Source organism: Paenibacillus senegalimassiliensis (assembly GCF_001486585.1).
GTDB lineage: Bacteria > Bacillota > Bacilli > Paenibacillales > Paenibacillaceae > Fontibacillus > Fontibacillus senegalimassiliensis.
The window spans coordinates 84,901-111,354 of record NZ_LN909044.1 but is presented as its reverse complement, the minus strand read 5'-3'; the positions used below and the strand labels follow the sequence as shown (position 1 = coordinate 111,354).

At 50.6% G+C, this 26,454-nt stretch carries 26 protein-coding genes; 21 read left to right on the top strand and 5 right to left on the bottom strand.

Annotation, left to right across the window (positions count from 1 at the left end; translation table 11 throughout):
- The first annotated feature begins 32 nt into the window (after nt 1-32).
- From BN3279_RS06280 to BN3279_RS06235, 10 genes are all read left to right on the top strand, one after another.
- The gene (locus tag BN3279_RS06280) at nt 33-425 is read left to right on the top strand and encodes a GntR family transcriptional regulator (protein WP_059049798.1); all 393 of its coding nucleotides are present in this window, start codon (nt 33-35) and stop codon (nt 423-425) included.
- Nucleotides 426-448: 23 nt separating this feature from the next.
- On the top strand, nt 449-1,378 hold the full coding sequence (locus BN3279_RS06275; protein ID WP_059049797.1) for an ATP-binding cassette domain-containing protein: 930 nt from the start codon (nt 449-451) through the stop codon (nt 1,376-1,378).
- 36 nt (nt 1,379-1,414) lie between these two features.
- Nucleotides 1,415-2,320, top strand: a complete 906-nt coding sequence (locus tag BN3279_RS06270; protein ID WP_059049796.1) for an ABC transporter ATP-binding protein — start codon at nt 1,415-1,417, stop codon at nt 2,318-2,320.
- Nucleotides 2,313-3,587 (top strand): ABC transporter permease, encoded by a 1,275-nt coding sequence (locus BN3279_RS06265; protein ID WP_059049795.1) that lies wholly within the window; start codon nt 2,313-2,315, stop codon nt 3,585-3,587. The genes BN3279_RS06270 and BN3279_RS06265 overlap by 8 nt, the downstream gene beginning before the upstream one ends.
- A gap of 30 nt (nt 3,588-3,617) precedes the next feature.
- Nucleotides 3,618-4,835 carry a TraB/GumN family protein gene (locus tag BN3279_RS06260; RefSeq protein WP_059049794.1) on the top strand — a complete coding sequence of 406 codons (1,218 nt, stop codon included), beginning with the start codon at nt 3,618-3,620 and terminating at the stop codon, nt 4,833-4,835.
- A 138-nt stretch (nt 4,836-4,973) separates the two neighbouring features.
- Nucleotides 4,974-6,029 carry an ADP-ribosylglycohydrolase family protein gene (locus tag BN3279_RS06255; RefSeq protein ID WP_059049793.1) on the top strand — a complete coding sequence of 352 codons (1,056 nt, stop codon included), beginning with the start codon at nt 4,974-4,976 and terminating at the stop codon, nt 6,027-6,029.
- Between the two features lie 38 nt (nt 6,030-6,067).
- Nucleotides 6,068-6,781 carry a response regulator transcription factor gene (locus BN3279_RS06250; RefSeq protein WP_059049792.1) on the top strand — a complete coding sequence of 238 codons (714 nt, stop codon included), beginning with the start codon at nt 6,068-6,070 and terminating at the stop codon, nt 6,779-6,781.
- On the top strand, nt 6,778-8,214 hold the full coding sequence (locus tag BN3279_RS06245) for a sensor histidine kinase (RefSeq protein ID WP_059049791.1): 1,437 nt from the start codon (nt 6,778-6,780) through the stop codon (nt 8,212-8,214). The genes BN3279_RS06250 and BN3279_RS06245 overlap by 4 nt, the downstream gene beginning before the upstream one ends.
- A 31-nt stretch (nt 8,215-8,245) precedes the next feature.
- Nucleotides 8,246-8,929, top strand: coding sequence for a PepSY domain-containing protein (locus tag BN3279_RS06240; RefSeq protein WP_059049790.1), 684 nt, complete (start codon nt 8,246-8,248; stop codon nt 8,927-8,929).
- A gap of 130 nt (nt 8,930-9,059) precedes the next feature.
- A complete protein-coding gene (locus BN3279_RS06235) occupies nt 9,060-9,680 on the top strand; it encodes a PepSY domain-containing protein (RefSeq protein ID WP_059049789.1) in 621 nt (206 codons plus the stop codon).
- A 69-nt stretch (nt 9,681-9,749) separates the two neighbouring features.
- Here the strand turns inward: BN3279_RS06235 and BN3279_RS06230 are convergent, their stop codons facing one another.
- Nucleotides 9,750-10,664: a helix-turn-helix domain-containing protein gene (locus BN3279_RS06230; protein WP_059049788.1), complete on the bottom strand. Its 915-nt coding sequence runs from the start codon at nt 10,662-10,664 to the stop codon at nt 9,750-9,752.
- Nucleotides 10,665-10,809: 145 nt separating this feature from the next.
- Between BN3279_RS06230 and BN3279_RS06225 the strand changes: the two genes are divergently transcribed.
- On the top strand, nt 10,810-12,234 hold the full coding sequence (locus BN3279_RS06225) for an MATE family efflux transporter (protein ID WP_082672963.1): 1,425 nt from the start codon (nt 10,810-10,812) through the stop codon (nt 12,232-12,234).
- 77 nt (nt 12,235-12,311) lie between these two features.
- Here the strand turns inward: BN3279_RS06225 and BN3279_RS06220 are convergent, their stop codons facing one another.
- The gene (locus BN3279_RS06220; RefSeq protein ID WP_059049786.1) at nt 12,312-14,186 is read right to left on the bottom strand and encodes an LTA synthase family protein; all 1,875 of its coding nucleotides are present in this window, start codon (nt 14,184-14,186) and stop codon (nt 12,312-12,314) included.
- 371 nt (nt 14,187-14,557) lie between these two features.
- Complete coding sequence (locus BN3279_RS06215) at nt 14,558-15,049, bottom strand: GAF domain-containing protein (protein WP_059049785.1); 492 nt, start codon at nt 15,047-15,049, stop codon at nt 14,558-14,560.
- A 213-nt stretch (nt 15,050-15,262) separates the two neighbouring features.
- Here BN3279_RS06215 and BN3279_RS06210 point away from each other — a divergent pair, with 213 nt between their 5' ends.
- The 4 genes from BN3279_RS06210 to BN3279_RS06195 all read left to right on the top strand — a co-directional run bounded on the left by BN3279_RS06210 (nt 15,263) and on the right by BN3279_RS06195 (nt 18,231).
- Nucleotides 15,263-15,427: an aspartyl-phosphate phosphatase Spo0E family protein gene (locus tag BN3279_RS06210; protein ID WP_232436773.1), complete on the top strand. Its 165-nt coding sequence runs from the start codon at nt 15,263-15,265 to the stop codon at nt 15,425-15,427.
- Between the two features lie 59 nt (nt 15,428-15,486).
- Nucleotides 15,487-16,056 carry a GNAT family N-acetyltransferase gene (locus tag BN3279_RS06205; protein ID WP_059049783.1) on the top strand — a complete coding sequence of 190 codons (570 nt, stop codon included), beginning with the start codon at nt 15,487-15,489 and terminating at the stop codon, nt 16,054-16,056.
- A 150-nt stretch (nt 16,057-16,206) separates the two neighbouring features.
- Nucleotides 16,207-17,730: an MDR family MFS transporter gene (locus BN3279_RS06200; RefSeq protein WP_059049782.1), complete on the top strand. Its 1,524-nt coding sequence runs from the start codon at nt 16,207-16,209 to the stop codon at nt 17,728-17,730.
- Nucleotides 17,731-17,889: 159 nt separating this feature from the next.
- A complete protein-coding gene (locus BN3279_RS06195) occupies nt 17,890-18,231 on the top strand; it encodes a hypothetical protein (RefSeq protein WP_059049781.1) in 342 nt (113 codons plus the stop codon).
- A 69-nt stretch (nt 18,232-18,300) separates the two neighbouring features.
- Here the strand turns inward: BN3279_RS06195 and BN3279_RS06190 are convergent, their stop codons facing one another.
- On the bottom strand, nt 18,301-18,768 hold the full coding sequence (locus BN3279_RS06190; RefSeq protein ID WP_059049780.1) for a MarR family winged helix-turn-helix transcriptional regulator: 468 nt from the start codon (nt 18,766-18,768) through the stop codon (nt 18,301-18,303).
- Nucleotides 18,769-19,043: 275 nt separating this feature from the next.
- On the opposite strand from BN3279_RS06190, the gene BN3279_RS06185 reads away from it, so the two are divergent.
- Together BN3279_RS06185 and BN3279_RS06180 are read left to right on the top strand one after the other, a co-directional pair.
- Nucleotides 19,044-19,748, top strand: a complete 705-nt coding sequence (locus BN3279_RS06185) for an ABC transporter ATP-binding protein (protein WP_059049779.1) — start codon at nt 19,044-19,046, stop codon at nt 19,746-19,748.
- A gap of 26 nt (nt 19,749-19,774) precedes the next feature.
- The gene (locus tag BN3279_RS06180; protein ID WP_232436807.1) at nt 19,775-21,007 is read left to right on the top strand and encodes an ABC transporter permease; all 1,233 of its coding nucleotides are present in this window, start codon (nt 19,775-19,777) and stop codon (nt 21,005-21,007) included.
- A gap of 8 nt (nt 21,008-21,015) precedes the next feature.
- Here the strand turns inward: BN3279_RS06180 and BN3279_RS06175 are convergent, their stop codons facing one another.
- A complete protein-coding gene (locus BN3279_RS06175; protein ID WP_059049777.1) occupies nt 21,016-22,284 on the bottom strand; it encodes a BaiN/RdsA family NAD(P)/FAD-dependent oxidoreductase in 1,269 nt (422 codons plus the stop codon).
- Nucleotides 22,285-22,404: 120 nt separating this feature from the next.
- Here BN3279_RS06175 and BN3279_RS06170 point away from each other — a divergent pair, with 120 nt between their 5' ends.
- The 4 genes from BN3279_RS06170 (at nt 22,405) to BN3279_RS06155 (ending at nt 26,438) form a co-directional block, all read left to right on the top strand.
- A complete protein-coding gene (locus tag BN3279_RS06170) occupies nt 22,405-24,114 on the top strand; it encodes a two-component system sensor histidine kinase NtrB (protein WP_059049776.1) in 1,710 nt (569 codons plus the stop codon).
- An 86-nt stretch (nt 24,115-24,200) separates the two neighbouring features.
- Nucleotides 24,201-24,635 (top strand): BrxA/BrxB family bacilliredoxin, encoded by a 435-nt coding sequence (locus BN3279_RS06165; protein WP_059049775.1) that lies wholly within the window; start codon nt 24,201-24,203, stop codon nt 24,633-24,635.
- A gap of 133 nt (nt 24,636-24,768) precedes the next feature.
- A complete protein-coding gene (gene nadE / locus BN3279_RS06160) occupies nt 24,769-25,578 on the top strand; it encodes an ammonia-dependent NAD(+) synthetase (RefSeq protein ID WP_059049774.1) in 810 nt (269 codons plus the stop codon).
- Nucleotides 25,579-25,802: 224 nt separating this feature from the next.
- The gene (locus BN3279_RS06155) at nt 25,803-26,438 is read left to right on the top strand and encodes a YIP1 family protein (protein WP_059049773.1); all 636 of its coding nucleotides are present in this window, start codon (nt 25,803-25,805) and stop codon (nt 26,436-26,438) included.
- The last annotated feature ends 16 nt before the right edge of the window (nt 26,439-26,454 follow it).

The window sequence follows — 26,454 nt, the reverse complement described above, 5'->3', positions numbered from 1 at the left end:
CAGGCCATCGTGCAAAGGCGGGGGTGAGTAAAGTGTGGATTCCCATACAGATTAATGAGAATAGCGCTGAGCCGCTATATCATCAAATCGAATCGCAGCTTAAATCGCTAATCGTCAGCGGGCAGATTGAAGAAGGAACGTTGTTGCCTTCGATTAGGGAATTTGCAAGTGGATTGAAGTGCAGCGTCATTACGGTTCGTCGAGTCTATCAGGATCTGGAGAACGAAGGCCTGCTTCGTACGAAGCAGGGTACAGGAACCTTCGTAGCCAAGGTTAGTTCGCAGGAACGTGATGAATACCGGGAGGCCGTTGTATTGAAGGCACTTGAGGCCGCAATAGATGCTGCCAAATCACTGAATTATGATGAAGAAGAGCTAATTCGTTTATTTATGCAAATTATGGAGCAAAGATATAAAGCAACGTAAGAGCGATAAGGAGGGGAAGATTTATGGAACAAAGCCTGGCTGTGGAGCTGCGGGGCGTCGTGAAACGCCGCCGAAGAAAGAAGATCGGCCCTATTCACCTGCAAATTCCGCAGGGATACGTCGTTGCGTTGGTAGGATCTAATGGATCGGGAAAGAGTACGATGCTGAAAATGATTCAGCGAACCCTCCAGCCTGATGAAGGAGACATCTGCTGGTTTGGAGAGGCCTATGCTGGTGAACTGCCACTGGAAGTACATCAGCAACTTGGATATGTAGGGGAAGTACCTGAGAGCGAAGAGAGCTTGATGACCGCTGAGGAAGCGGCACGATTTCGTTCGCGTTGGTATCCGGCCTGGGATGAGGAGCGGCTTCAAGAGTTACTGCATCGGTTCGAAGTGCCTTATCATGAGCGCTTAAGTCGAATGTCCAAGGGAGAGCGACGCAAATTTGAGATTGCGGCTACTCTGGCGACCAAGCCCAAGCTACTGTTGCTGGATGAACCATCATCGGGTCTTGACCCCTTTGCCTGGAAGAAATTGATTGATTTACTTCAAGATTGCTTGGAAGAAGAGGATGTAACCATCCTGCTGGCCACGCATGTCATAGATGAAGTGAAACGTTTGGCGGATTACATCGTACTTGTTCATCAAGGGCAGGCACTGGGAATGATAGAGAAGGATCAGCTTTTTGACAGTTGGCGAGAGGTATGGGTTCGTAGCGCCGGAGTGGGGATGAAGGGGTTGCCAGGGGTTGTGGTCATTCGGGAGGAAGGACCTTCCCTTAGCAAGCTGGTTGTGCAGGAACCTCATCTTGATGAACTGGAGCAAGTGCTTGAGAATAACGGAGTTCAGGTATTGCAAACCCGAAGTCTGGAACTGGAAGAAATATTGGAACTGTGGATGCAAGGTTATCCGCCTGCTGGACTTGCTGGAGAAGCAGCAACTTATTCATGAGGTTAATCAATCAGGGAACAGGAAGGGAGAGAGAGCATGACACATCCATTAGTGTTGAATCAGGTCATGAAGCAATTTGGAGACAAGACGGCGGTAAGTCCGATTTCACTTCAGGTCGAAGAAGGGGAAATTTACGGTCTACTGGGGGCCAATGGCGCAGGTAAAACGACAACAATGCGCATGGTGCTCGGCTTGATCTATCCGGACGGTGGACATATAACGTACCATGGCAATCCGTACAGCAAGGAGCTTCAATCCTTGATGGGATACTTACCCGAGGAACGGGGGCTATACCCTAAGGTGAAGGTGAGCGATCAGATTATCTATCTGGCCCGTCTGCGCGGAATGAATGCGGCAGAGGCTGATAAGAATCTGAAATATTGGCTGGACCGATTCGATGTGCCGGAATATTACGATCAGCGAATTGAGGAGCTGTCCAAGGGGAATCAGCAGAAAATGGGCTTTATTGCCGCCATCGTTCACAAGCCGAAGCTGGTTATCATGGATGAAGCATTTAGTGGGCTTGACCCGGTGAATGTGGAGTTGCTGAAGGCCACGGTCAAGGAACTGCGAGATCAGGGAACGAGCATCTTGTTCTCTACGCACCGGATGGAGCATGTGGAGGAATTGTGCCGGAACATTACGATTCTGCACCGTTCACAAACGGTATTGCAAGGTAATCTCAAGGATATTAAGAAGCGTTACCCTCGTGAAGAGGTTATATTGCATACGGCTGGAGAGGTCATAGGGCTACAAGAAATTCCGGGCGTTCAGCGGGTGGATCGTAGCGACCGGGGTTATGTGATTCGTATAACTCAAGAAGCGGTCGCACAGCAAATTTTACGCAAGGCGATGGAACTTAGTGTTGTTGAGCATTTCGAAGTCAAGGAGCCCACTCTGAATCAAATCTTTATCAAAGAGGTAGGTGAATCTAATGAATAAAATGCGCACGGTGATTGCCTTTACATTCATGAATAAGGTGAAAACGAAGTCCTTCGTAATCACTACACTGGTGCTGGCCCTACTGGTATCTGTAGGTCTTCATGTGCCGTACTTTATCGACCGTTTTACCGGCGGCGCTGAGCCGTCGCAGCAGCAGATTGGTGTCGTTTATAACGAACAAGCCGAGCTGGCCAAATCGCTGGAAGCCTATATAGAGAAACAGCCTACGGAAGATTACAAGCTTGTTCCTTACGAGAATGCGGATGAGGCGGTACTGCGTCAGGCGGTCCAATCCGAGGAGATTGATGGCTACCTTATGTTTGGCCAAAGCGCCGAAGGAAGCTTCCCGGCGGTCACCTATACCTCGGAGTCCGGCACAATTAGCCCGGGCCTGCAAATGACGCTGCAAGCCGCTCTGCAAAACGTCAAGGCTGAATACTTGACCAAGGGGATGCTCAGCGAGGAGCAGATCGCGGCCTTGAATGCTCCTGTACAGCTTGGTGTAGCTCAGGTCTCTACCGGTACAGCGCAAGCGGAGGGGGAAAAAGCCGGGGTATTCAATTACGTACTAGTCTACGTGCTGATTATTCTGTTCTTCATGACGATTATGATGACCGGGAATATGATCTCGGCTGAGGTTACTGCGGAAAAGAGTTCGCGGATTATGGAAATCCTCATTACGAGCGTGTCTCCACTGGCCCAGATGTTCGGGAAGATCATTGGCATGTTCTATATCGGACTGCTGCAAATCGGTATCTTCGCCGGGGTCATTGCACTGAACATCTCGTTGCCTTACAATCGGTCGGTCTTGGCTGACTTTAACCTGAATGTATCCGACATTCGCGTCGAAGTGCTCGTTCTGGGGTTAATCTTCTATGTACTTGGTTACTTTTTGTATGCGACGCTGTTTGCAGCAATCGGCTCACTGGTGAGCCGTACAGAGGAGCTGGGGCAGGCGGTTATGCCCATCACCATGCTATCCCTGGCCGCCTTCTATATCGGTATCTTCAGCCTTAGTACACCGAATTCGCTCTTGATGAAGGTGAGTTCCTACATCCCATTCGTCTCGCCGGTATCAATGATCGTGCGGGTAGGTATCGGCTCACCGCCGATCTGGGAGATTGTCATATCGTTGGTAGTGTTAGTTATCGCCATTTTCGTCTTTGGATGGTTATCCGCGAAGATTTATCGCACAGGCGTCTTGCTGTATGGCAAGCGTCCAACCTTCAAGGAACTGCGCAAGGCGATGAAGGCTTACAAAATATAAAAAATACAGAGCAGGGAGAGGATTATTTTGATGAAGCATTGGAAGAGGTTGTTACTGTCTTTAACATTATCGGCAAGCTTACTGGTTACTGCGGTACCGGCTATGGCTGCTCCGCAGGACGCGGCGGTCAAGGTTGACCAGGCTTTGCTGGACTATGATGCCCATACACCAATCGTTGAACAAGGCACGGCCCTCGTTCCGTTACAAGCTACACTTGAAGCCTTAGATGGAACCTTGACGGAAGCTGCGGATGATACGATTACTGCGGTGATTGACGGTCAGACTATCACGCTCAAGAGCAAGCTCGTACAGGTTGATGGTGTAACCTATGCGCCAATTCGTATAGTGGGCCAGGCAGCAGGCTATGATGTGCATTGGGATGCGGCTACGCGTACCGTCTTCCTGCTGTCCAAGAAGGCGCCTGATACCGTCCAGTCAGGTGGACGGGGCTTCCTATGGGAGGTCGAGAGCAATGGCAATACGGTATATCTGGTAGGCTCCATGCATATTGCCGATGACAGCTTCTATCCTTTGCGTGAAGAGTATGAGGAAGCTTTTGCTGAGGCGGATTATCTTGGCGTAGAGATTGATGTCAGCAAGGCGGCTGATGAAGCTAATCAGAAGCTGATTACGGATTTGGGTACCTATCAGGATGGAACCACGTTGAAGGATCATATTTCCGGTGAGACCTACGCCAAGCTGGGGGAGATCTTGGAGCAGGCCGGGGCGGAGGCTAACTCGCTGGATGCCTTTAAGCCTTGGGTAGCGGAGACCACAATCAGCAGTCTGAAATGGATGCAGTCGGGATATGAAGCTTCTGCGGGAGTAGATTTGTATTTTGTTCAGAAAGCGATGGAACGGAATATACCGGTTATTGAACTCGAATCCTATGAATCCCAACTTAGTATGTTCAATGACTTCTCCAAGGAACTGCAAGAGAAGAATCTCAAGGCCGTGTTGGATAATTATGATGTGCTGGACGATAGCGTAGATCAAATGGCCGAGATGTGGAAGACGGGTAGTGATGAGGACCTGCTGGAGATGACCAATAGCATGGCTGAAGACGAGGAATATTATAAGGCTATGCTCGTAGACCGCAATATCGGGATGGCTGATAAGATCGCTGGATACCTGAAGAACGGCCAAAATGAAGAGTATTTCATTGTGGTGGGTGCAGGCCATTACCTGGGTGATCATGGTGTGGTAAAGCTGCTGGAGGAGAAAGGCTACACTGTAGTTCGCAAATAAGAAAGAGTCTGTTCAATTAGAACGTCAACCCCTGAAGTGCGTAAATAAGGTCCCGGGCCTCATTTTTACGTCATTTCTGGAGCGGGTTGACGTTTTTTGTGTATAATGAAGCTTAATTTAAGCGGGAGGGAATGCAGGATGGAGAACGAGGAAAGATTCAAAGCCTGCCTACTGGGCGGGGCCACCGGAGACGCTTTGGGTTATCCTGTGGAGTTTATGAGCCTGGAGCAAATTAGAGAGCGTTACGGACCAGAGGGAATTACAAGGTTCGCTTTGGACAAATATACGAAGAAAGCCCTGGTGTCGGACGACACGCAAATGACGTTGTTTACGGCAGACGGGATTGTACGGGGTTATGAACGTTGCAGTGAACGGGGAATCGGTTCCTTTGTGGGCAGCGGGGTATACCCGGCCTACTTAAGATGGCTGTATACACAAACAGGACGCTTGGATCATGAACAATGGCTGCGTCCTGAGAGGGGCTTGGGAGACGCGGGAAGACGCTGGATTCTGGATGTGGAAGAACTGCACGCTCGCCGGGCGCCGGGACTCACCTGCCTGTCGGCTCTGGAAAGCGGTAAGGTAGGCACGATGGAGCAACCGCTTAACGATAGCAAGGGCTGTGGCGGAGTGATGCGGGTAGCGCCGGTGGGATTGTTTTTGTATAATGATCCCGAATATGCGTTTCGTACAGGATGTGAAGTAGCGGCGCTGACGCATGGGCATCCTACCGGGTACCTGGCGGCTGGAGCCTTGGCACTAATGATTGCCGAATTGTTGAACGGTAACACGATGGAGAGGAGCGCAAGCTCCGCCATGCAAGAGCTGGCCAAATGGAAGCAGAGTGAAGAAACATTGAAGGCCATGGAGCACGCGTTGGAGCTGGCGGGCAGCAGCCTGGCTATAGAAGAAGCCATCACCCGTCTGGGCGAAGGCTGGATTGCCGAGGAAGCGCTCGCGATTGCGTTATACTCCGCCTTACGGGAAGAGGAATTTACGCAGGCCTTGGCCGTGTCCGTGAACCATAACGGAGATAGCGATTCGACCGGGGCCATCTGCGGTAACTTGCTGGGGGCGCGGGACGGAATGGCGGTCATTCCGGAAGCCTGGCTGAGTCAATTGGAGATGAAGGATTTTATTGAGGAGATCTCGGATACGTTACTCCGTACTTGTGAGCGAAAGAACCATAGATAGTTGAAGCAGAAAACTTCTTTGGCGGAGGTGAGAACAGGTTGAGCGAGATTACTATACTGGTTGTGGAGGACGAACGCAAGATTGCCCGGCTTCTGCAAATTGAACTGGAAAGCGAGGGCTATGCCGTTAGCCTGGCCCCGGACGGCGTTGAGGGATGGGCTGCGTACAAGGCGGGTGGAATCGCACTGATTCTGCTGGACGTCATGCTGCCCGGAATCAGTGGCATTGACTTATTGCAGCGAATCCGTGCGGTTGATGCCGAGACACCGGTTATGATGCTGACGGCCAAAGGCTCGGTCACTGACAAGGTCACCGGACTTGATCTAGGGGCTAACGACTATGTGACGAAGCCTTTTGACATGGAAGAACTGTTAGCCCGCATTCGCGTGCTCCTGCGCAAGACGCCAACTACTAACGGTGCCGAGACAGCGGGAGAGCCCGATCCCGATGAGTGGCTAAGCGCTGCCGATCTGCGTCTTAATGAGGCTACCCGGCAGGTAGAGCGGGCGGGACAGGAGATTGCGCTAACCCAGCGGGAATTCGATCTGCTCGCTATGCTCCTTCGTCATAAGCGACTTGTTCTGGGCAGGGAGCAGTTGCTTAACCAGGTGTGGGGGTTTGAATACACAGGCAACACCAATGTGGTGGACGTATATATCCGCTATGTTCGCAAGAAGGTGGATGAAGGCTTTGCCCCTGAATTAATTCATACTGTAAGGGGCGTAGGGTATGTGCTCCGGGATGCCACATGAAGCTGGGGAGCAAGATTCATTTATACTCATCGGTGTTGTTTGCCATCTTGCTGCTGGCGGCGAATGTGACTGTGTATACGGTGTTTCACCGACTGATGATGGACCGGGAGATGAGCCAGCTATTGGCCGAAAGTCAGCAGGCGGCCGACGTACTACGTACAGCGGAAGGACGCACGGCGCTAAATGGGTTATTGCGGGCTTATGTACCGCTGGACGGAACACTCCGCTGGGTGGAGCCCACTGGCGAGGGCAGCGCCTTGGTTGCTTCCGGCAATCAACTGGAGTTGGGACGAGAGGCGCAAGTCTTCTATAGCGAACGCAGGCTGGAGCAAGTGACGATTAACGGGGAACGCTACGGCTTCGTATCGCTTCCGGTGATTGGCCCAAGCGGATCGGTGGCCAATGTCCAGATGATGTCCAGTCTGGTAGAGCTGACGGAGCTCCTGCGTATTTTGCGCCTGGTGCTAATCAGTGTGTCGGCGGCAGTGCTTGTCCCTGTAGTTATTTCCAGCGGCATTTTGGGCCGTCTTGTGATGCGGCCGATTACGAGCATGACAAGTACCATGCGTCGCATTATTCGTAGCGGGGAATTTGCCCGGCTGAAGCAGACCGGCAAATCCCGGGATGAGCTGGCCGAGATGGGCGATACTTTCAACGAAATGATTGGGCTGCTGGAGGACAGCTTTGTCCGTCAGGAGCAATTCGTCTCTAATGCTTCTCATGAGTTGAAGACTCCACTGACGATCATTGAGAGCTATGCCAGTCTCTTAAAGCGGCGGGGAGCAGAACGACCGGATTTACTGGAGGAATCTGTAGAGGCGATTCATTCGGAGGCCGTGCGGATGAAGACGATGACGGAGCAACTGCTGCTCTTGGCGACCTCCAAGCGGGAATGGAAGGCAGATATGCACGAAATCGATTTGCTTGCGTTTGCTAAGCAGGTCTCCACCATGTTCTCTCAGGTACACGATCGCAATGTTACGGTGATCACCCCATTGGAGCCTGAGTCAAAAGGGGGAACAGTCCAGGGCGAAGGCAATACCAACGTGGAGTCTCAGGAAATAATGGCTTGGGCAGACGAGGATATGCTGAAGCAGGTTCTGTTTATCCTGCTGGATAATGCTCGTAAATACAGTCAAGGTGACGTTGATCTTGTGGTAGGGAAATGGCAAGGAGCCGCATTTCTTGCGGTTAAGGATAGGGGGGAGGGAATTCCACCAGAGGATCTTCCCCATGTATTTGAACGGTTTTACCGGGTAGATAAAGCACGCAGCAGGCAGCAAGAGGGGGCCGGTGGAACGGGACTCGGCCTGTCGCTTGGGAAGGAACTGTGCGAAGCGATGGGAGCTCGGCTTGAGCTGGAGAGTGGTCTCGGAACAGGAACTACGGCCACGATCTGGCTGACGGGCTCCAAGCAGGAGGATTTGGCTTGACTATAACCCTGACAGACAGGAGGAGAGAAGCATGCACAGATTCACTTGGAAGAGTAGACGGCTAGCGGCTCTCGTTCTGGCTGGAGGGTTGCTGTTAACCTTCATCGTGGTATGGATGGTATATAGAGCAGATAGCGGTCCCAAGCTCACACTTGCCGAAGTCGAGCGAAGAGTGCTGAACACCTACGAAGGGAGTATTGTGGATAGTCGTCTGCAAGGGTCTGACGTTGTGGTTTTTCTGAAAACGGGACAGGGCTTGTACGAATTGATTGTAAAACGGGACAACGGGGATATTGCGGAGATTCGGCGGCTGGAGGAATATGCTCAGGATGACCTGTCTGCGGGTCCCTCTGATCCTGAGGGTGAACCTGCCACGGAAGAGCCTGGAACGGCACCGCCTGCGACTCAGCCTGATAACAAGCCGCCTGGAGGGGAAGGCACGCAGGGTGAGGGGACATCTCCTCCTCGCACGGACGGATTCATCTCGGAGAAGGAGGCGACTAGCCTGGCCTTGAAGAAAGTGTCAGGCCAGGTGAAGGATATCGACATCGAAGACGAAGGTGGAACGCGGTATTATTTGATTGAGATCGAGACTGGGGACGGCCGTGAGGCGGAAGTACAGTTAAATGCTGCTTCCGGCAAGGTAATCTCCGTAACCTGGGACGATGATGATACCGACGATGATGACGATGACGATGACGATGATTCCGAGTAAGCTTTTTATCATCAAATTCTAATCTTCTTGTAATGCTTCTCTTAGAATGCCCCGGTAATGTAGTAAGCGTACCGAAGATAACCGGTCACCGAAGAGAACGAACAAGAAGAACTGAAGGAGATGAATTCGGATGAAGAACAAGAAATCATGGATGCTTGGCGTTGGACTGGTGGTAGCGTTAGCGGGCACGAGTGCTGTTGTTGCTGCCGAGGCTGCGACCGCCTACATTGGCAAGGAGAAGGCGAAGCAGATTGCACTGAAGGAAGCGCCGGGCAAGGTGACAGACATCGACTTGGAGCGTAAGCGCAGTGTGGTCTACTATGAGGTAGAGATTGATCGGCAAGATAGCGGGCGTGAAGTGGATGTTCATGTAGAGGCTGTGTCCGGAAAGGTCCTTAAGGTAGAAGACGATGATGACGATGATCGTAAATGGGCAGCTACACCCGTAATTGGAAATGATAAAGGCACAGCCTCAAAGCCTGCAACAGCGACCAACAAGTCAATTACCAAGGAGCAAGCGGGCAAATTGGCACAGCAGGCAGTGAAGGGCGAAGTGATTCGCGTGGAGACGGACTGGGATGATGGCGATAAAGAATATGAGGTTACGCTGAGAACCGCCTCCGGTTATGCCGAGGTAGAGATATCGGCTTCTACTGGCAAGGTGCTGGATATTGATTACGACGATGATGACGACTACGATGATGACCATGACGATGATTATGATGACGACGATGACGACGACAGAGATTAAGTTTAGGCCTCCAATCACGCATGGCGTGGGTTGGAGGTTCTTTTTGTATGTTCAGGTGGAGCAGAGAGCTTAAGAGCGAGACTCCTTTCTTCGTGTGAAGCGTTGTCGATACTTGCGCGGGGACAGGCCTTCCAGCCGGGTGAAGCAAGCCGTGAAGTAGGCAGCCTGACTGAAGCCTACTTGCTCAGCGATCCGTTCCACAGCCAAATCGGTTTGCAGCAACAGCAGCTTGGCTTGCTGAATGCGCAGGCGCATCAAGTAGACGGCGGGAGAGCAACCGAACACCTTTTGCATGCAGCGGGCAATATATACCGGGTGAAAGTTAATACTCTCCCCTAATTTTCGGGCAGAGAACGGCTCTTGATAATGCTCACGCAGATAGGAGGCCGCTTTCTCTGCACAGGCTGATGTTGGAGATAGAGTGGTATCGGCAGCAGAGGAGGATAGCTCCACAATGATGTTCTGGAAGAGAGCTTGTTGCCGCAAGCGTATGCCATCCATATGTAGACTTTGATTCATTTCCACCAGCTCATCCAGCCAGCCGAATACCTTCTGGGGCTGTGCCAGCTTGGTGAATTGCCGCAGTGGAACTGTATACGGAGTTGCCGTGAATGCAGGCGGAGATAAATGGCTTTGAAGGTCAGGCTCAACCACCAGGGCTCCCCGTTCCCCTTCCTCATTCTCTTCGATAACTCTCCATTCCCCCAAGAGCTGAAAATGCAGCCAATGATGCAGTGTATTCTCCGTACAGCCGGTAATGGCATAATGATAGCAATCCGGACGGAGAATCAGGGAATGGCCTGCTTGAACCTCATATTCACGTCCTTCTTCACCAATGTATAGACAACCGTATACGACAACCAATAGATCAAATGCGCCGATATGTTGCCGACTGGGGTGCTTGCCGCCAGCAGGAATAATTGATGAACCGCTTACAATGTAGTGGGGCAAGGGAGGAGCTACAAATTCGATAACGGAAGGCATCTTCGGGCATCCTTTCTTAGGTTGGAATAATGAAAGATTGGGTTGATTCATTGATACATTGAGCTTAGTATAACATCTATAATGTGTTTCATGCTAACAAGAAGATAGAGAATTCGTAAGGCTTCTCGTTCTACAGGAGGTTGTAATATTGAAAAAGAATAAGAGCGCCGAAAAGGATAAATTCTCCTTATGGCTGCTCGCCTGGCCCATATTCATCGAGTTGTTTCTGCAAATTTTATTAGGTACTGTCGACACGCTGATGGTCAGCCGCATTTCCGATAACGCGGTGGCGGTCGTTGGCTTCTCGAATCAGCTCTTTAATGCCTTAACCACGTTGTTTGCCACGGTGGCGAGCGGCGCGGGGATTGTTATCGCGCAAAAAATTGGCTCGGGGCAAGAAGAGGCTGCCCGCACAGTAGCCATTATTGCTTTTAAAGTGACGGCCGGAATCGGTATCTTCCTCAGTGTTCTGTTGGTTGCCATACCTGGGCCTATCGCAACGATATTACAACTTCCGGCGGAACTGCTGCCTCTGGCGAGAATATATATATCCATCGTTGGCGGAGGAATGATTCTGACGGCCATGATCTCCATGCTCGGTACGGCCATCCGTAATACGGGGAATACGAAGGGGCCGATGTATACCGCAGTCGCGATGAACGTCATTCATATTATTTTGAACTACGGCTTTATCTTCGGGGCCTTTGGCTTCCCGCAATGGGGCCTGACCGGAGTCGCTATCTCGACAGTTGTCAGTCGTCTATTGGCTACAATTGTCCTGCTATTCATCTTTGTCGGCACGTTCCGGCGAAAGATTGTCTTTAAGGATATGGCCATATTCGACCGTGGCTTGTTCAAGGAAGTGCTGGTGATTGGTTGGCCGCTCGGGGTCAATTCGGCAAGCTGGGTATTCTCGCAATTGGCGATCTTCTCGTTCCTCGCCGTCTTGGGCTCCACCGAGCTTGCGGCGCGAACCTATATGAATACGCTGGAATCGTTTTGCTTTATGTTAGGCTTCTCCCTGGCGATGGCTGCCCAAATTCAGATTGCCCATCTATACGGCGCAGGCAAGACGAAGGAGGCGTACCGGGCTGTATTCCGTGTGTTGATTCTCGGCTTGCCCCTGGTAATCGTTAATGCCTTCATCCTTGTCTTGTTCGGGCCTAAGCTGCTCGGGGTATTCACTCAGGATACAGAGATATTGGCCTTGTGCGCTTCCTTGCTCTGGCTGAATCTACTGCTGCAGCCCGGCAAAATGATTAATATGGCGATCGGCAACTCGCTGAATGCCGTTGGCGATACGCGGTATACCATGAATATTTCCCTAATCTTCATGTCTATCGTAGCAACCGGTGGCTCCTACCTGTTCGGTATTTCACTGGGCTGGGGCATCATCGCCATTTATGCCAGCATGATTGCCGATGAATATATTCGCGGAATATTGTCCTATTTCCGCTGGAAGGGCCGCAAATATTTATTAATGAAGGAAGATGAACTTCTTCGTGAGCAGGCTGCTGAACAAGAGACGGTATTGCAGCCTGGAGTGAAGGGGCTGGCTAGCCCCTTGTAATCTTCTCATAGCAAAAAGCCACAGGTTATTTCCCAATAATGGGAAGTAGCCCGCGGCTTTCTTAATATCCTGTTCAGTTATTCTTCGGGCATCTCCCGATCTGGTAATTGCTGTACATAACTGTCCGACAGCCGGAGCAATTCAAGCGCCCGATTAAACTCGCCTTCGGTTGTTAACGACTGCTGCGGAGTATCTGTGGCCAGTGGATGCTCTGTACCGTCATTGTATCCGGCGCCCGGTATGAACAAGGCCTCATCATTCAGGAAAGAGCCGGAAGGCAGGTAATAACGCTGCGGTAGCAGGTTATATCCTGTTTGGTTCAACAGGTCCTCTCCAAAGTGCAACTGCTGGTCGAGATTAATGCCTAGTAAATTTGCCACTGTCGGCAAAATATCGACCTGACCGCCCACATTGTCCTTCACCGCTGGGGCTTCTCCGGGAATGTGCAAAATCAGTGGGATATTGATCATATCCTTGTACGTATATTCCCGTCCGTAAATCTCCTGCATCAGCGCCAAGCCTTGCTTATCCAGCGAGTACATAGGCAAGCCAAGGTGGTCACCATAAATAACGATGACGCTATTGTCCCAAAGGCCCTTCTGCTGCAAGTCCTCTACAAATTCCCCAAGTGCATAATCCGCATAGCTTTGAGCCCGGAGGTAGTCTCCCACCATATTGTCCTGGTATTGCTCTGGCAATACAATCTTATCCTTCTCCGGCGGTGTCGTGTACGGATGATGTGCGGTCATGGAAATAACATGAGAGTAGAATGGCTGGCCACTTTGCTGAGTTTTGTCCAATACTTCCGCTGTCTTCTTATACAGCACCTCATCGGATGGGCCGAAGAATACAGTATCTTCGGTTCCGAAAAATGGTTGATCATAATACTTATCGAAGCCAATCGCATCGTAGAGCTCCGCACGGTTCCAGAATTCGACCACATTGGTATGGAAGGTTGCTGTATCGTAGCCTTGCTCACGTAGTAATTTCGGCAGGCTCGGCAAGTCCTTGCTAGGATAGTTCTGCGTAGCGGCTTCATTATACGGAATATAGAATGACGTATTAACTACAAATTCGGCGTCAGACGTATTTCCTTGCCCCACCATCTGATAGAAATGCTTGAAGTAGATGTTTTCTTTCGCCAGACGATTCAGGTTAGGCGTAACCTCCTTGCCATCTACCTTCAGATCAATCAGGAAGTTCTGGAACGACTCCAATTGTATAATAATCAGGTTCTTGCCTTCGGCAACGCCAAAATAATTCGGTTCATCTGGAGCCGTAATGCCCTTTAATTGATTGACTTTCGCTTGAGTAATCTCCTTGGCATCGACCAAATCTTCCTTCTTGCTGCTGGAGAAGATCGTATAGGTCTCATAGTTGAGAATACCCATTTGCTCCGCCTTCTTAATCTCGTTCATGCTGGCCCGGTTAGGCCAAATATTAAATATGCAGACCAGAAGCGAGATGCCAAAGATGACAGCAATCACCCCGGTGCTGGCTTTCTTTAAATTAAATAAATTTTTGAGCTTCTCCGCGCCCTTCTTACGGAACAGCCAGAAGCCAATAACAACGATATCCAGGAAAATGAGCAAATAGTAAGGGGCCAACAACGAGAATACGCTGTTCTTCACAGCCGTAACCTGATTGACCTGCTCCAGAGCATGATAGGTTACCATAACTCCATAGTATTTATGATACATGATGGCCGCAAAGAACACGGCAGTAACGATCAGGTTCACCGTCAGGTAGAGCCCGATTTTTCGCTTGGAGGCGAACCATTCAATCAGGCAGAACAGCACCCAGACGAACGGAATTTCCTTGAGCAGTGGCCCCCACGGAGGAACCCCATCAAAGATAGCAATCCAAACGAGATAAATTTTCAAGATCATAATAGCGGAGAAAAAAACAAACGGCTTGATGTTTGCGAGCCGAATGCGATTTAGTTGTAGCACGGCGTGTTCCTTCCTTTCCGCAAAATGGTTCGCTATGACGTACAGGCAGCAATGAACTGCTTTGCACGTTTACACTAGCTTTACATTTTTGACGCTCCTAATATAATACATGAAATGAACGCAAGAAGAAAATAATTCAATTCACTCAATTAGCAGGAATTTCCACGTAAATCCAGGTTTATGTAAGGTTTCTGGTCATTATCAAGAGCTTGCGACCTTTTTGGCCTGATTGATGGAGAAGAATAAAGAGAGAGAAGCCCAGGGGGCGGGAATTGGAGTAGAAGCGTAATGAAGTAGCTGCCTAACATAAGAAAAGGCAACGGCACAAAACGCAGGCCGCTGCCAAATCGGAAAACTTTGCTAGCTGTTGGTTATACGGGTACAGAGAGCTCCGCATTTAATATAGAAACAAACCGTTCCAGGAAGGCTTGATCTTCCGCATCAAACCGTCCCTTGAGCGGGCTGTCTATGTCCAGAACACCTAACAGATGATCGTCCTTAACCAGTGGTATGACAATCTCGCTATTGGAGGCCGCATCACAGGCGATATGTCCCGGGAAGGCGTGAACATCCTCGATGCGTAGTGTTTCCCGGCGCTCCGCACTCGTTCCACAAACACCCTTACCCAGAGGAATGCGTATGCATGCTGGCAAGCCTTGGAACGGACCAAGAACAAGCTCCTTGCCGTCATATAAATAGAAGCCAACCCAATTAATATCTGTTAAATAGAAATTAAGTAATGCAGCAGCATTAGCCAAATTGGCCACCATGCTGCTCTCTCCCGCGATTAACGCTTCTAGCTGCGCTAAAGCCGCCTGTTGCTGCTCTTCACGGGAGCCTGAGTATGTGTCTGCCTGAAACATGTTTATATCCTCCTTGATCGCCCTTTGCTATAGCAGCGAGGCGAGACTAATCTCATTTCATTATAATAAAGTGTGCTAAATTTTATCAAATTTGCAAAATATGTTTTTTGGCATCATGAGGTAAAATAGGGTCAAGATTAAAGAAAAGGTGATCTTATGGTAGCTGAATCCTCAAAGGGCGTACGCCTTAATAATAGAAAAGTAAGCAATGATTTGAAAGCGACTATTGAGCATTTGCGGTTGGAACTGATGAATGCGGCCACGCAGGACAATTTTAGCAGCGGGACTGTGCTGGAATTAAGCCAACGTCTGGACCGTTATATCGTACTGGCCCAAAGTCAAATGCTCGGCAAGCAGGTCTCTTCCTTTGACTCGTAAGGCCCAAGTATGATTAGCTAGAATCATGCTGGCTTGATGAGACAAGGGAGGATGCAGACGTGTACAAATGCGGCGGAGATATTCCCGCGTTGGAAGGAGAACGAATTCGGCTGCGCCGTATGGGGCGCAGGGATGCAGAGATCATGTTCCAGTATTGGAGCGATCCGGTGGTTACGAAGTATATGAACGTTCCAGCCTTTGCTTCCGTACAGGAGGCATGGGAGATGATCAGCTTGCTTAACGGCTTGGCCGAAAGCGAGGATGCGCTGCGCTTTGGCATTGAATTGAAGGAGGATCGCAAGCTGATCGGTAGTTGCGGCTTTAATGTCTGGGAGCTATCTGGTGCCTATCGCGGTGAGATTGGCTATGATTTGGGGCTTGAATATTGGGGGCACGGCTATATGTCGGAGGCACTCCGTATGCTGCTCGCCTACGGCTACGAGACGATGGGGCTGAATCGGATTGAGGCTTTGGTGGACCCCCGTAACAAGGAATCGCGCAAGCTGCTGCAAGCCTTCGGTTTCACAGAAGAAGGTCTGTTGCGTGAATATCAACAAGTGGGTAACGGCTTTGTTGACCTGCTGATGTGCGCTTTGCTCAAGCAGGAATACTATTCGGCAGAAGCGTAGGAGAGAGGCTGTCATAGAGCGTTGGGACGGGCTTGCTTGGGCTGCTAACTGCCTACCTTTCATCTTTCTTTTTTCCACACGTTCCTCTATAATTGAGGCTTATGGAATCATTGACACGTGATGGAAGAAGAAAGGAAGTCAGGTTTGGTTATGGCGAAGGTTACGCTCAGACGCAATTACATACTTATTGGACTGCTCTTGTCCACATTTCTGGCCGCGATTGAAGGTACGGTGATTGGCCCGGCTGGTCCGCGCATCGTGGGGGATTTGGGCGGGGCTCACTTGCTGGGCTGGGTATTTACCGCCTATTTACTCGCTATGGCCGTCACTACGCCTGTTTTTGGCAAGATTAGCGATTTGTTCGGCAGAAAGCCGGTATTCGTAATCAGCTCCCTGTTATTTCTGGCAGGGTCGATCTTGTCCGGAACGGCGCATGGCATGGGGCAACTCATCGCCTTTCGCGCGTTGCAGGGTATTGGTGCCGGAGGTCTTATTCCGGTAACGTTTACGATTATAGGGGATATTTATTCGATTGAAGAACGCTCCAAAATTCAGGGCTGGCTCAGCTCCGTTTGGGGCATTTCGTCGTTGATTGGACCGCTGCTTGGGGGATATGTTGTCGACTCGCTCAATTGGCGCTGGGTGTTCTATTTCAATATTCCGTTTGGACTACTCTCTCTGATCTTTATTATTCGTTATCTGCATGAAGAAATCGAGAAGCGGAAGGCGCGCATCGATTACGCGGGGGCAATCACCTTTACAGTCGGAATATCGGCCTTATTGATTGGGCTGGCTACGGGTGGACAGCAGCTTGCCTGGTCTTCGCCAGCCATGCTGTCGTTGCTAGGCGGAGCGGTGGTCTGCCTGGTCCTGTTCTTCTTCGTAGAGAAGCGGGCGGCGGAGCCACTTGTTCCGCTTAAGCTATTCCGCATACGCGATATAGCGTTCTCGAACCTGGCGAGCCTGCTAGCCAGTGCACTGCTCATAGGCCTAACTTCGTATTTGCCGCTTTGGATTCAAGGCGTACTTGGACAGAACGCGACGATCTCCGGTCTGATTCTGGCGCCGATGTCTATCGGCTGGATGCTGGGATCGGTACTCGGCAGCCGTTGGCTGATTTCTCGCGGTTCTCGCTATACGTCACTCATCGGCATGATTATCATTGGGCTTGGTGCTACGGGCCTTTCCTTAATGAGCGAGAGTACGCCGCTGTGGATCATGCTTGGATGCAATGCTTTGTATGGTATTGGCTTTGGCTTTTCGTTTACCGTCTTCACAATCATTGCTCAGTCTTCGGTGGGTTACAGTCTGCGTGGTGCCTCTACGGCACTCAATTCGTTCGTCAAGTCTATGGGCCAGACGATCGGGGTGACCGCCTTCGGAACGCTGATTAATCTTCATATAGCTGCGCAAACCGTAGGCAAAACGTTCAACGGAACGCCGATTTCTCAGAATGATATCGATCAGTTGCTCTCTCCCGAGAAGGTCCATCTGCTCCCCCCGGAGCTGTGGAGTGAACTCAAGCATGTGCTTGGAGAGAGCCTGCATACCCTATTCATCGTCATGGCGGTCATTGCTGTTGTAGGCGTGATCAGCGTATTCGGTCTGAGAAATCGGACGCCAGGTGAGGAGCAGAACCGTGCATCCGGAGATATTGCGCAACGCGACTTATAGTGCGTGTTCAAATAACCGAAGCTCTAACGAGGTATAAAATAAGCAGCACCTCCACAACTTAAAATGGGAGATCAAAAAGTCGAATTTCACTTCTCGAGTTACTTCGTGATCAGGGAGACGACTTTTTGAACGACCTCTTAAGAAAGGGGGAGGTGCAGCATGAGCAGAGAACTCAACAGAGATCAAACCACGTTGGTCAATGCCTGGCAGACCCAGCTTCCGGAGTATTTGAACCCCGGAGATTCTGCGCAGGTACAGGCCGATCTTGCCGATCCGGATAGCTTGCGAATTCATATCAATGCAGCGGGTCGTCAATTCTATTCTTTTGATTTTCAGTGCTCCTACATGGACCCACGTGAGGTTCGCGTCGAGTTGGTGGATGTGGAGCGGGAGGGCCGCACCGTTGCGGAGAGCAGCACGGAGATTCAAGAACTGACCGGAGACTATGTCCGGCATATTCATGAATGTGCGCAAGCATTGGCATCGTTAACCAATCCGTAGACGAGGCCCATTCAACGAACAGAGGCTGTTCCCCCAATCACTCTAGAGTGAAGGGAGAACAGCCTCCGTTTATTTCCGCAGGAGCGGGGCCAGCTTCTCAGCTTCGCGTCCCATCTTCTTCAATAGCTCAATCATCGTTTGCTTCTCTTCATCGTTCAGGCCACTTAAGGCATGATCGATGCGATCGGAAAATTCCGGATAGAGCTGGTCCATCAGTTCCTGTCCTTGTGGGGTCAACTCCGCATAGATGACGCGGCGGTCACGCGGGCAAGGGGTACGGTGCAGGAGACCGGCGGCTTCCAGCTTATCGATGACATAGGTGACATTGCCGCTTTGCAACAGCAGCTTGGCCCCAATTTGCTGAATCGGCTGAGAGCCCTTGTAGTAAAGAACCTCCAGTACCGCAAATGCAGTAGGATTAAAGCCTTGTATTTTACTTCCCGTAACCGCGTGCTCGTTAACGCTCTTGAACGATTTGGCAAAGACTCTGTACAAATGCAGGGATAAATCCGTCCCGCGTTCTTCGGTTTTTAACATGTGCATCCCGCCTTATATTTTACTTGTGAATATTTGAACTTGGTTGGAATTAGTGTAATCTTAATGCACCGGACAATTAAAAAAAATATAATTTATCACAATTTGCAGTTTTTTAATGTAAATATTTTGCTAATTTTTTAAGGGAGTAGCAAACTGTCCGGGCTGAATTCAAGATTCGATGTCGAATTCACTCCTCAAACAGCTTCGTTCTGGGAAGACGACTTTTTGAAAATCCTCTATAATTGAAAAAACAAGCAGAGACGGAGAGATGAAACATGGAGCAGGCGTGGCTGGAAGTACAAATCGATGAAGCGGGCTATGAACCGGGTCATCCTGCCATTGAGCAAGTGTCGTTCAGCGTCCGACCGGGGGTATTGACGGGGCTGATCGGTCCCAATGGAGCCGGGAAGAGTACAACGCTGAAAGCGATTCTTAATCTGCTTCCCTTTGCGGAGATGTCAGTGGAGTTCCACGGAGGACAGGAGCATTATGCTTATATTCCCGAGCAGCCAGTATTTTATGACAGCCTGACGTTGTGGGAGCATTTGGGGCTGGCGGCAGCGATATACGGGATGGAGGAGCCGGTGTTCGAAGAGGAGGCCGGGGCACTGCTGGACAAGTTCCGGATGACGGAGGCCAGAGATTTGCTGCCGGGAAGCTTCTCCAAGGGAATGCAGCAAAAAATGATGCTGATGATCGGCTTTCTAAGCCGGCCCAATATATATATTGTCGACGAGCCCTTTATCGGGCTTGATCCAAGGGCGACGAAGGATTTTCTTGGCTTGCTGGAGGAAGAGAGGCAGCGCGGTGCAGGGGTGCTCATGTCAACGCATGTCCTTGATACAGCGGAGCGAATTTGTGATGATTTTGTTCTCATTTCCAGTGGTCATATTAAGGCGAAGGGGACACTTGAGGACATTAGGGCAACCGCTAATTTGCCGGACGCTACTTTGTTTGATTGTTTTGACGTATTGACATGAAGGCTCTTACGATAAGTCGTTTGTTTGTGCGACGGTGGAAGGATCGCCTGCGGGAGAAGCGAGATATTTTGCGCTTTACCTTTGATGGAATCGTCATGCTCTATATCGGTGTTCCCGCTCTATTGCTGGGGGGACGGGCCTATTACGGCTTGTGGCAGGATGAACTGCCAAATTGGCTTGCCGGGCTACCCTATTCCTATATCACGGCAGCTCTCATTCTCTTTATGTATGGTACAGGGGGAATTTCGTTCTATATTGAAAGGGCGGACGTATTATTTCTTCGGCAGCGGCCGAAGTGGATCAGGGGCGTGATGCTGCGGGGACTCGTTGTTTCTATAGCTGGGCAGGCTTTATTACTGCTGGCCTTCTGTGTTTTGCTCAGCCCGGTGCTTGTTCGTGTCTTCGGGATGAGCTTGATAGATATGGGGCTGCTTTATGTTTTGCTTCTGGTCGGCAAATGTGTGCATATGCTGCTGGCCCAATTGCTTGGGATATTGACGCGCGGCTGGCGACAAGTGTTGCTTCGCGCTTTAGGCTATTCGATGCTGGCTGCCGGTTTGGGTGTATCCATGACGCTTGAAATCCTTGGCAATGGCGGTAGCGTCTGGCCCGCTATAACGCTGCTTGGCGTGCTGGCGGTCTGTCTCGCCTGGTTTCGGTTCCAGTTGCGAGGGAGATTCGCGGAAGAAGTGCGCGAGGAGGAGCGCGAGAAGACGAGGCTTGTTTCTTTGTTGCTATCCTCCGTGGTGGAGCGCCCCAAAGCCCCCCGTACCGGGGTGCAAAAGCCTTGGCTATTCCTTCGTATGCGCAGATTGACCCGTTCTCGTCTACCGGAGGCCCGCATTGCGGAAGCACTCACTAAAGCTTTTTTTCGCGGAACAGAACGGAAGCAATATATTCAATTTACGCTCATAGGGGTGGGGGCCATTTTACTCATACCTTCTCCCGTCCATCTTATCGTATATGTAGCGCTGCTATTGCTCATGTTGTTTTGGTTGGGAGGGCACCGGCGGGCCTTCTTCCACTCGGAGTGGATGAAGCTTGTCCCGCTAACGGATACAGCAGAGTATCGAAGTGCCGCTACCGCCATGATGCTCTTGCTGCTTCCGGCTGCGATCCTGTTTACGGCTGCGTTCGCGGTCAAGCTGGTTCCCCCGCTATGGGGCTTGCTTGGAAGCGTCCCAGCGGGAGTGCTTATCGCCTGGTGGCTTGGTCATGTGTACGGAAGCGTGGGAATGGCATTTGAACGCACACGCTAAAGAGGCCTTTAACTCTGAGCCTCTTGTCCCGCATGATGTCCTGCTGTATAACCGGTGGTGAAGGCTGCGGTAATGTTATATCCGCCCGTGTAACCGTGAATATCGAGAACCTCTCCACAGAAGTAGAGACCTTCCACCAGCTTGGAGCCCATGGTCCGGGGATCGATTTCCTTAAGATGTACGCCGCCTCCGGTGACGAAGGCTTCTTCGAAGGACCGGGTACCGGATACCTGAATGCTAAAGGCCTTCAGCTCCGCAACAAAGGCTTGCCACGGTCCCTTGGGCAATTGCTCGAAGGTTGTTTCTGCGGGAAGTACCGCTCGGGCGAACAGCAGGGGAAGCAGGCGCTCGGGCAAGGTCCCTTTCAACACATTCTTAAGAGCCTTCTTTGGCTCATCTGCCGCCAGGTTCCGTAATTGTTGCTCCAATTCATCCGTGCTAAGATCCGGGAACAGGTCAAGCATCATGGTGACATCTTGTCCACCGTTCTTCTGCTTCACGCTCCGAATAAAGCCGCTGCAGCGCAAGGCAATAGGTCCGGATAAGCCGAAATGAGTGAACAGCATATCGCCAAGGTGGCTCACCACGATCTTGCCCTTAGCATTCAATACAGACAAGCGGACATTGCGGAGGGATAGGCCTTGTAACTCTCGGCTCTGAATGAACGGTTCGCGGGATACGATTGGTACTTCGGTGGGATACAGATCGGTGATGGTGTGGCCAGCCTGCTGGGCCCAAGGATAGCCATCGCCAGTGGAGCCCGTATGCGGGACCGATTTCCCTCCTGTAGCGACAACGATGGCCCGGGCATCCATAATTTTTCCGCCTTCGAGGGTAACGCCCAAGGTTCTGCCCTCGCCGTAGCGGATTTCCTTGACGGGATGATGGACCAGCAGGTGGACACCCAGGGAACGAGCTTTGCCAATCAAGGCATCAACCACAGATTTGGCCTTATCAGATACGGGGAACATTCTCCCGTTGTCTTCCTCCTTCAAAGCGATGCCCAGCCCTTCAAAGAAAGCGATAATATCCCGGTTGCTGAATAAAGAGAAGGCGCTATACAAGAATCGTCCTCCCCCGGGAATGTAGGTAATTAACTCATCGATTTCTTTGACATTGGTTACGTTGCAGCGGCCGCCGCCGGAAATTCCCAGCTTTCGCCCTAGCTTATTCCCCTTGTCCAGGAGCGCAACCTCTGCGCCTTGCTCTGCGGCGGCGATGGCAGCCATGAGACCGGAGGGCCCCCCTCCGATGACGATGACGTCAACCTTTTTCATACTTTTCTCTCCTTTGTTTGTACTAATATGCTTATTTGAGCAGATGCGTCATTGTAAAACGTCAAGCCCTGTGATTTAATCGAAGCAAGAATGGCATTCTTCCGTCCGGGGAGGGAGAACATGGATGTTGTAAAAGAAATGGTGCTTCAATTGCTGCTCGCCGGCCTGCCTGCATTTTTGTTTCCATTAATATCTGAAAATAGAGGCTCATTCGCTTGGCGGCGTACCGATGTTGCCGAGGGTGCTTCTTTCGTTACCGGACTAACACTGATCTGCACGCTGAGCATCGTGTTATGCAATATCTTTGCTACCCGCTTATGGGACGATGTTCCGCTGAATTTTGCCATACTTCCCTTGTTTGCCCTGATGCTGTATGGCCGACTCAGTGCCGGACTCATCATGACTCTCCTGCAACCTTTGCTTTATTTACTATTGGGCTTGGGTCATACACCCACCGGATTTATATATGAGACAAGCTTACTGCTATACCCCTTCGTGCTGCTGTCCTCACGCTTCTTCAGAAGACAGGGAAGGCAGGGTAAGGTCATCATTCTGTCGTTATTCTTCATGGCTGGAGAACTATTGATAAATGTCTCGCCCTTTCTGACAGGTACCCCTCTGATTCTACCTCAAACTCATTTCCTTATGGCGTTATCTACCGGTATTTTAGTCTCATTGGTGGCTGGCAGTGTATTTGTGCATATGATCGAGAACGCACTGGACAAAGCTAGGCTGCGCGGGCAAGTTGCCCGGCTATCGCGTGAATATTTCCGTGAAGCGGAGAAGCTCCAGCAGATGATGGATGCGGCGCCTCTCAGTATGGTATTGCTCGATCAGCAAGCTTCTATTATAGCGATAAATGAGACATTTCTACAATTATACCGTACTCAGCGTAAGGAGGACGAGCATGTGAGGCGCGAGGATCTATTGCTTCGCAGCCTTAACGATGTTCTTGCAGGGGGGCCTATTGAATCGCTTGCCGCTCGGGTTGATGCCGCGCTAACGGGAAATGCCAAGACCACGGAGTTGTTGAAGAGTAATGATCATATTTATTTTACCAGCATCTCAACACGCTATAAGAGTCATTCCGATGAAGTGCTTGGTGCTGTGGCGATCATTCAGGATATCACGGAGCTTGAGATGCTGCGTATGGAGCTTAACCATGCCGAGCGGCTTAGCCTGGTGGGGCAGATGGCCGCAGGCATTACCCATGAGATACGCAATCCGATGGCTGTTGTCCGGGGATTCCTGCAATTAATGCGGGAGAAGAGTCCACCTACGCTGGATCATTATTACCGCATTGTCATGGAGGAACTGGACCGGGCTAACAGCATTATTAGTGATTTTCTATCCCTGGCTCAGAATAGGCCAATCGTCAGCGAGACATGCCATCTGGAGGACATTGTTAAGGAACTGACGCCGTTGCTGTGGGCTGATGCCAACTTGCGCGGGCAGACCATCGAGGTCAAGCTGGACGATTCGCTGCCAGCATTGATACTGAATCCTAAGGAAATCAAGCAACTCATTCTGAATTTGGCACGTAATGCGATGGAGGCCATGGAGGATAAGGGGGAACTTACGCTTGCGGCAACTACTACGGCCACAGGTGTTGTCCTGATGGTCAGAGATACGGGTCCGGGCATTCCCTCTGAGCAGCGGGACAAGCTGTTCGAGCCATTCTTTACGACGAAGGCGAAGGGAACGGGGCTGGGCCTCAACCTGTGCTTAAGTATTGCGGAGCGTCACGGAGGAACGTTAAGTGTGGATTCCCAAGAGGGACAGGGGACGACGGTCACCGTATTTCTCCCGTTCTCTGCGGCTCCCAATTAAGAGCTTACAACATGGGTGGCAGTGTTGCTATCCGTTGCTAGAAATGTATAATTAAATTTAAGTATTCCTAAGGAGTGATTTGAAAAATGTCGATGTCATTTGACCAATATATGCGTGATATGGTTCAACCGATGAGAGATGAGTTAACGGTATTGGGTATTCAGGAATTGCGTACGCCAGAAGATGTAGAGGAGAAGGTGCCTGCATCGCAAGGAACGGCATTGATTGTTGTGAATTCGGTCTGCGGATGTGCAGCAGGCCAATGCCGTCCGGGTGTTGCGCAGGCGCTGGCGCATGATTTGACGCCGGACCATCTGTTCACTGTATTTGCCGGACAGGACAAGGAAGCGACGGCCAAGGCCCGTGAATATTTTGCACCTTATCCTCCTTCATCCCCATCCATTGCCTTGATGAAGGATGGAGAATTAGTTCATTTCATCGAGCGCCACCAAATTGAAGACCGCTCGGCCGAGGAGATTGCTGCCGACCTTACCGGGGCATTTGATCGCTTCTGCCGATAAGGCAGCGATTGGAGCGGTGAGCGCAGGTATAAGGCTAGCGCCCCGAAGTAACGGTATTTTACCGGTACGTTCGGGGCGCTTTTTTAATTTCTTGTATCTTCATTAAATAGAAATTTGGAGGGGCTGAAGAGAGATGAGTTTACAGCAGGAGATTATTGAACGCTTGGGTGTGAAGCCTGTCATTGATGTGGAGGAGGAAGTACGCAAACGGGTCGATTTTCTGAAAGAGTACGTTAAATCCTCCCGCACGACTGGTTTGCTCATCGCGATTAGCGGTGGCATTGATAGTGCGGTGGCTGCTGCATTATGCAAGCAGGCTACAGATGAGTTGACCTCAGAGACAGGCCAATCTTATATGACACTTGGGGTATTTCAGCCTTATGGCCAACAAGAGGATATCGAGCATAGCTATGAGGTAGCCAAGGCCTTTCATCTGGAGCATACAGTAGAGACCAATATTGAAGAGGCTGTTGATGAGATTGCCCTGGAAGTGGAGCATAACTTCAAGAATATCGGCAAGCCCCGTCACATCAGCCACCAAGGTAAGGGTAATGTCAAGGCGCGGACGCGGATGGTTATGCAGTATGCGCTGGCTTTCGAATTTAATCTGATTGTGGTCGGCACGGATCACGCCTCTGAGGCAATTACGGGCTTCTATACGAAGTGGGGCGACGGGGCGGTTGATATTACTCCGCTCAGTTCATTGAACAAGCGTCAGATTCGGCAGCTTGCTGCTTATCTGGGCGTACCCCAAAGCATTCTGGACAAGGCTCCATCCGCCGGTTTGTGGGAAGGGCAGACCGACGAGAAGGAACTGGGCATCAGCTATGACGATAACAGTGATTATCTCGAAGGCAAGGAGATCGATCCGACCGTCAAGGAGCGCCTGGAGGCTTTCTACCTGCGTACTGAGCATAAACGCAACCCCATTCCCGGGATTTAAAGGCGAAATGCTATCATTTGCAACATATATACGCGAGCAGAAAGGGACACCTGACTGCCGCGTTTTTTTATTTTATGGTGCTTAATAGCTATTGACTGAATCTTTCGAGCGTCTTATTCGTATAAATACATGACTGACTACATAGCGTTTGATTGTGAATTGTGTAACATGTATGGTATGAACTAGTAAGAAGCGGGTTTTACTTTGGTGGGGAGGGAACAGTTTTGAAAAATGTATTTACGGTTTTTGTTTCTCCGGAGGAGACGTTCAAACGGGTAAGGGAGAGCAAGCTTACCTGGCTTTACGCCTTGATTGCAATAGTGGTTTTGTCGGGTGCTGTTATCTTTATTCAATCATCCATTCTGGATAGGGAAATTATGCGGTCGCTGCAAAGTCAGCAAATTGATACTTCATTGCAGGAAACTGTGATGGCCACAGCCAAGACTACTGCCTATGTGATGGCTATCATTGTGCCAGTTATTCTGGCGTTCATCACGGGGCTGCTGCTGATGTTGCTTAATCTGGTCGTTCGCGGAGAAGGCAAGTATATGCAATTCGTATCCGTGGCGGCTCTTTCGGCAATGCCGGGAGTAGTGGGCAGCATCATTGCCAGCGTTGTGGCTCGCGCGGCGGGTGCACAGTCAATGACAGAGGTATCGCTTAGTCTGGGTGCGTTCATCTCGGATAAATCCAGCGCTCTGTATCATTGGCTGTCGATCATTAATCCATTCAGCTTGTGGAGCTTGTTCTTGTATGTTGTCGGTGCGTCGGTCATGATGAAGCGGTCGCGCAAAACGGTAGGGACCTGGATTGTTATAGCTTGGCTGCTTCTGTCGGTCGTTTCGATTCTTATGCTTTGATGCTTGGATACAGTAA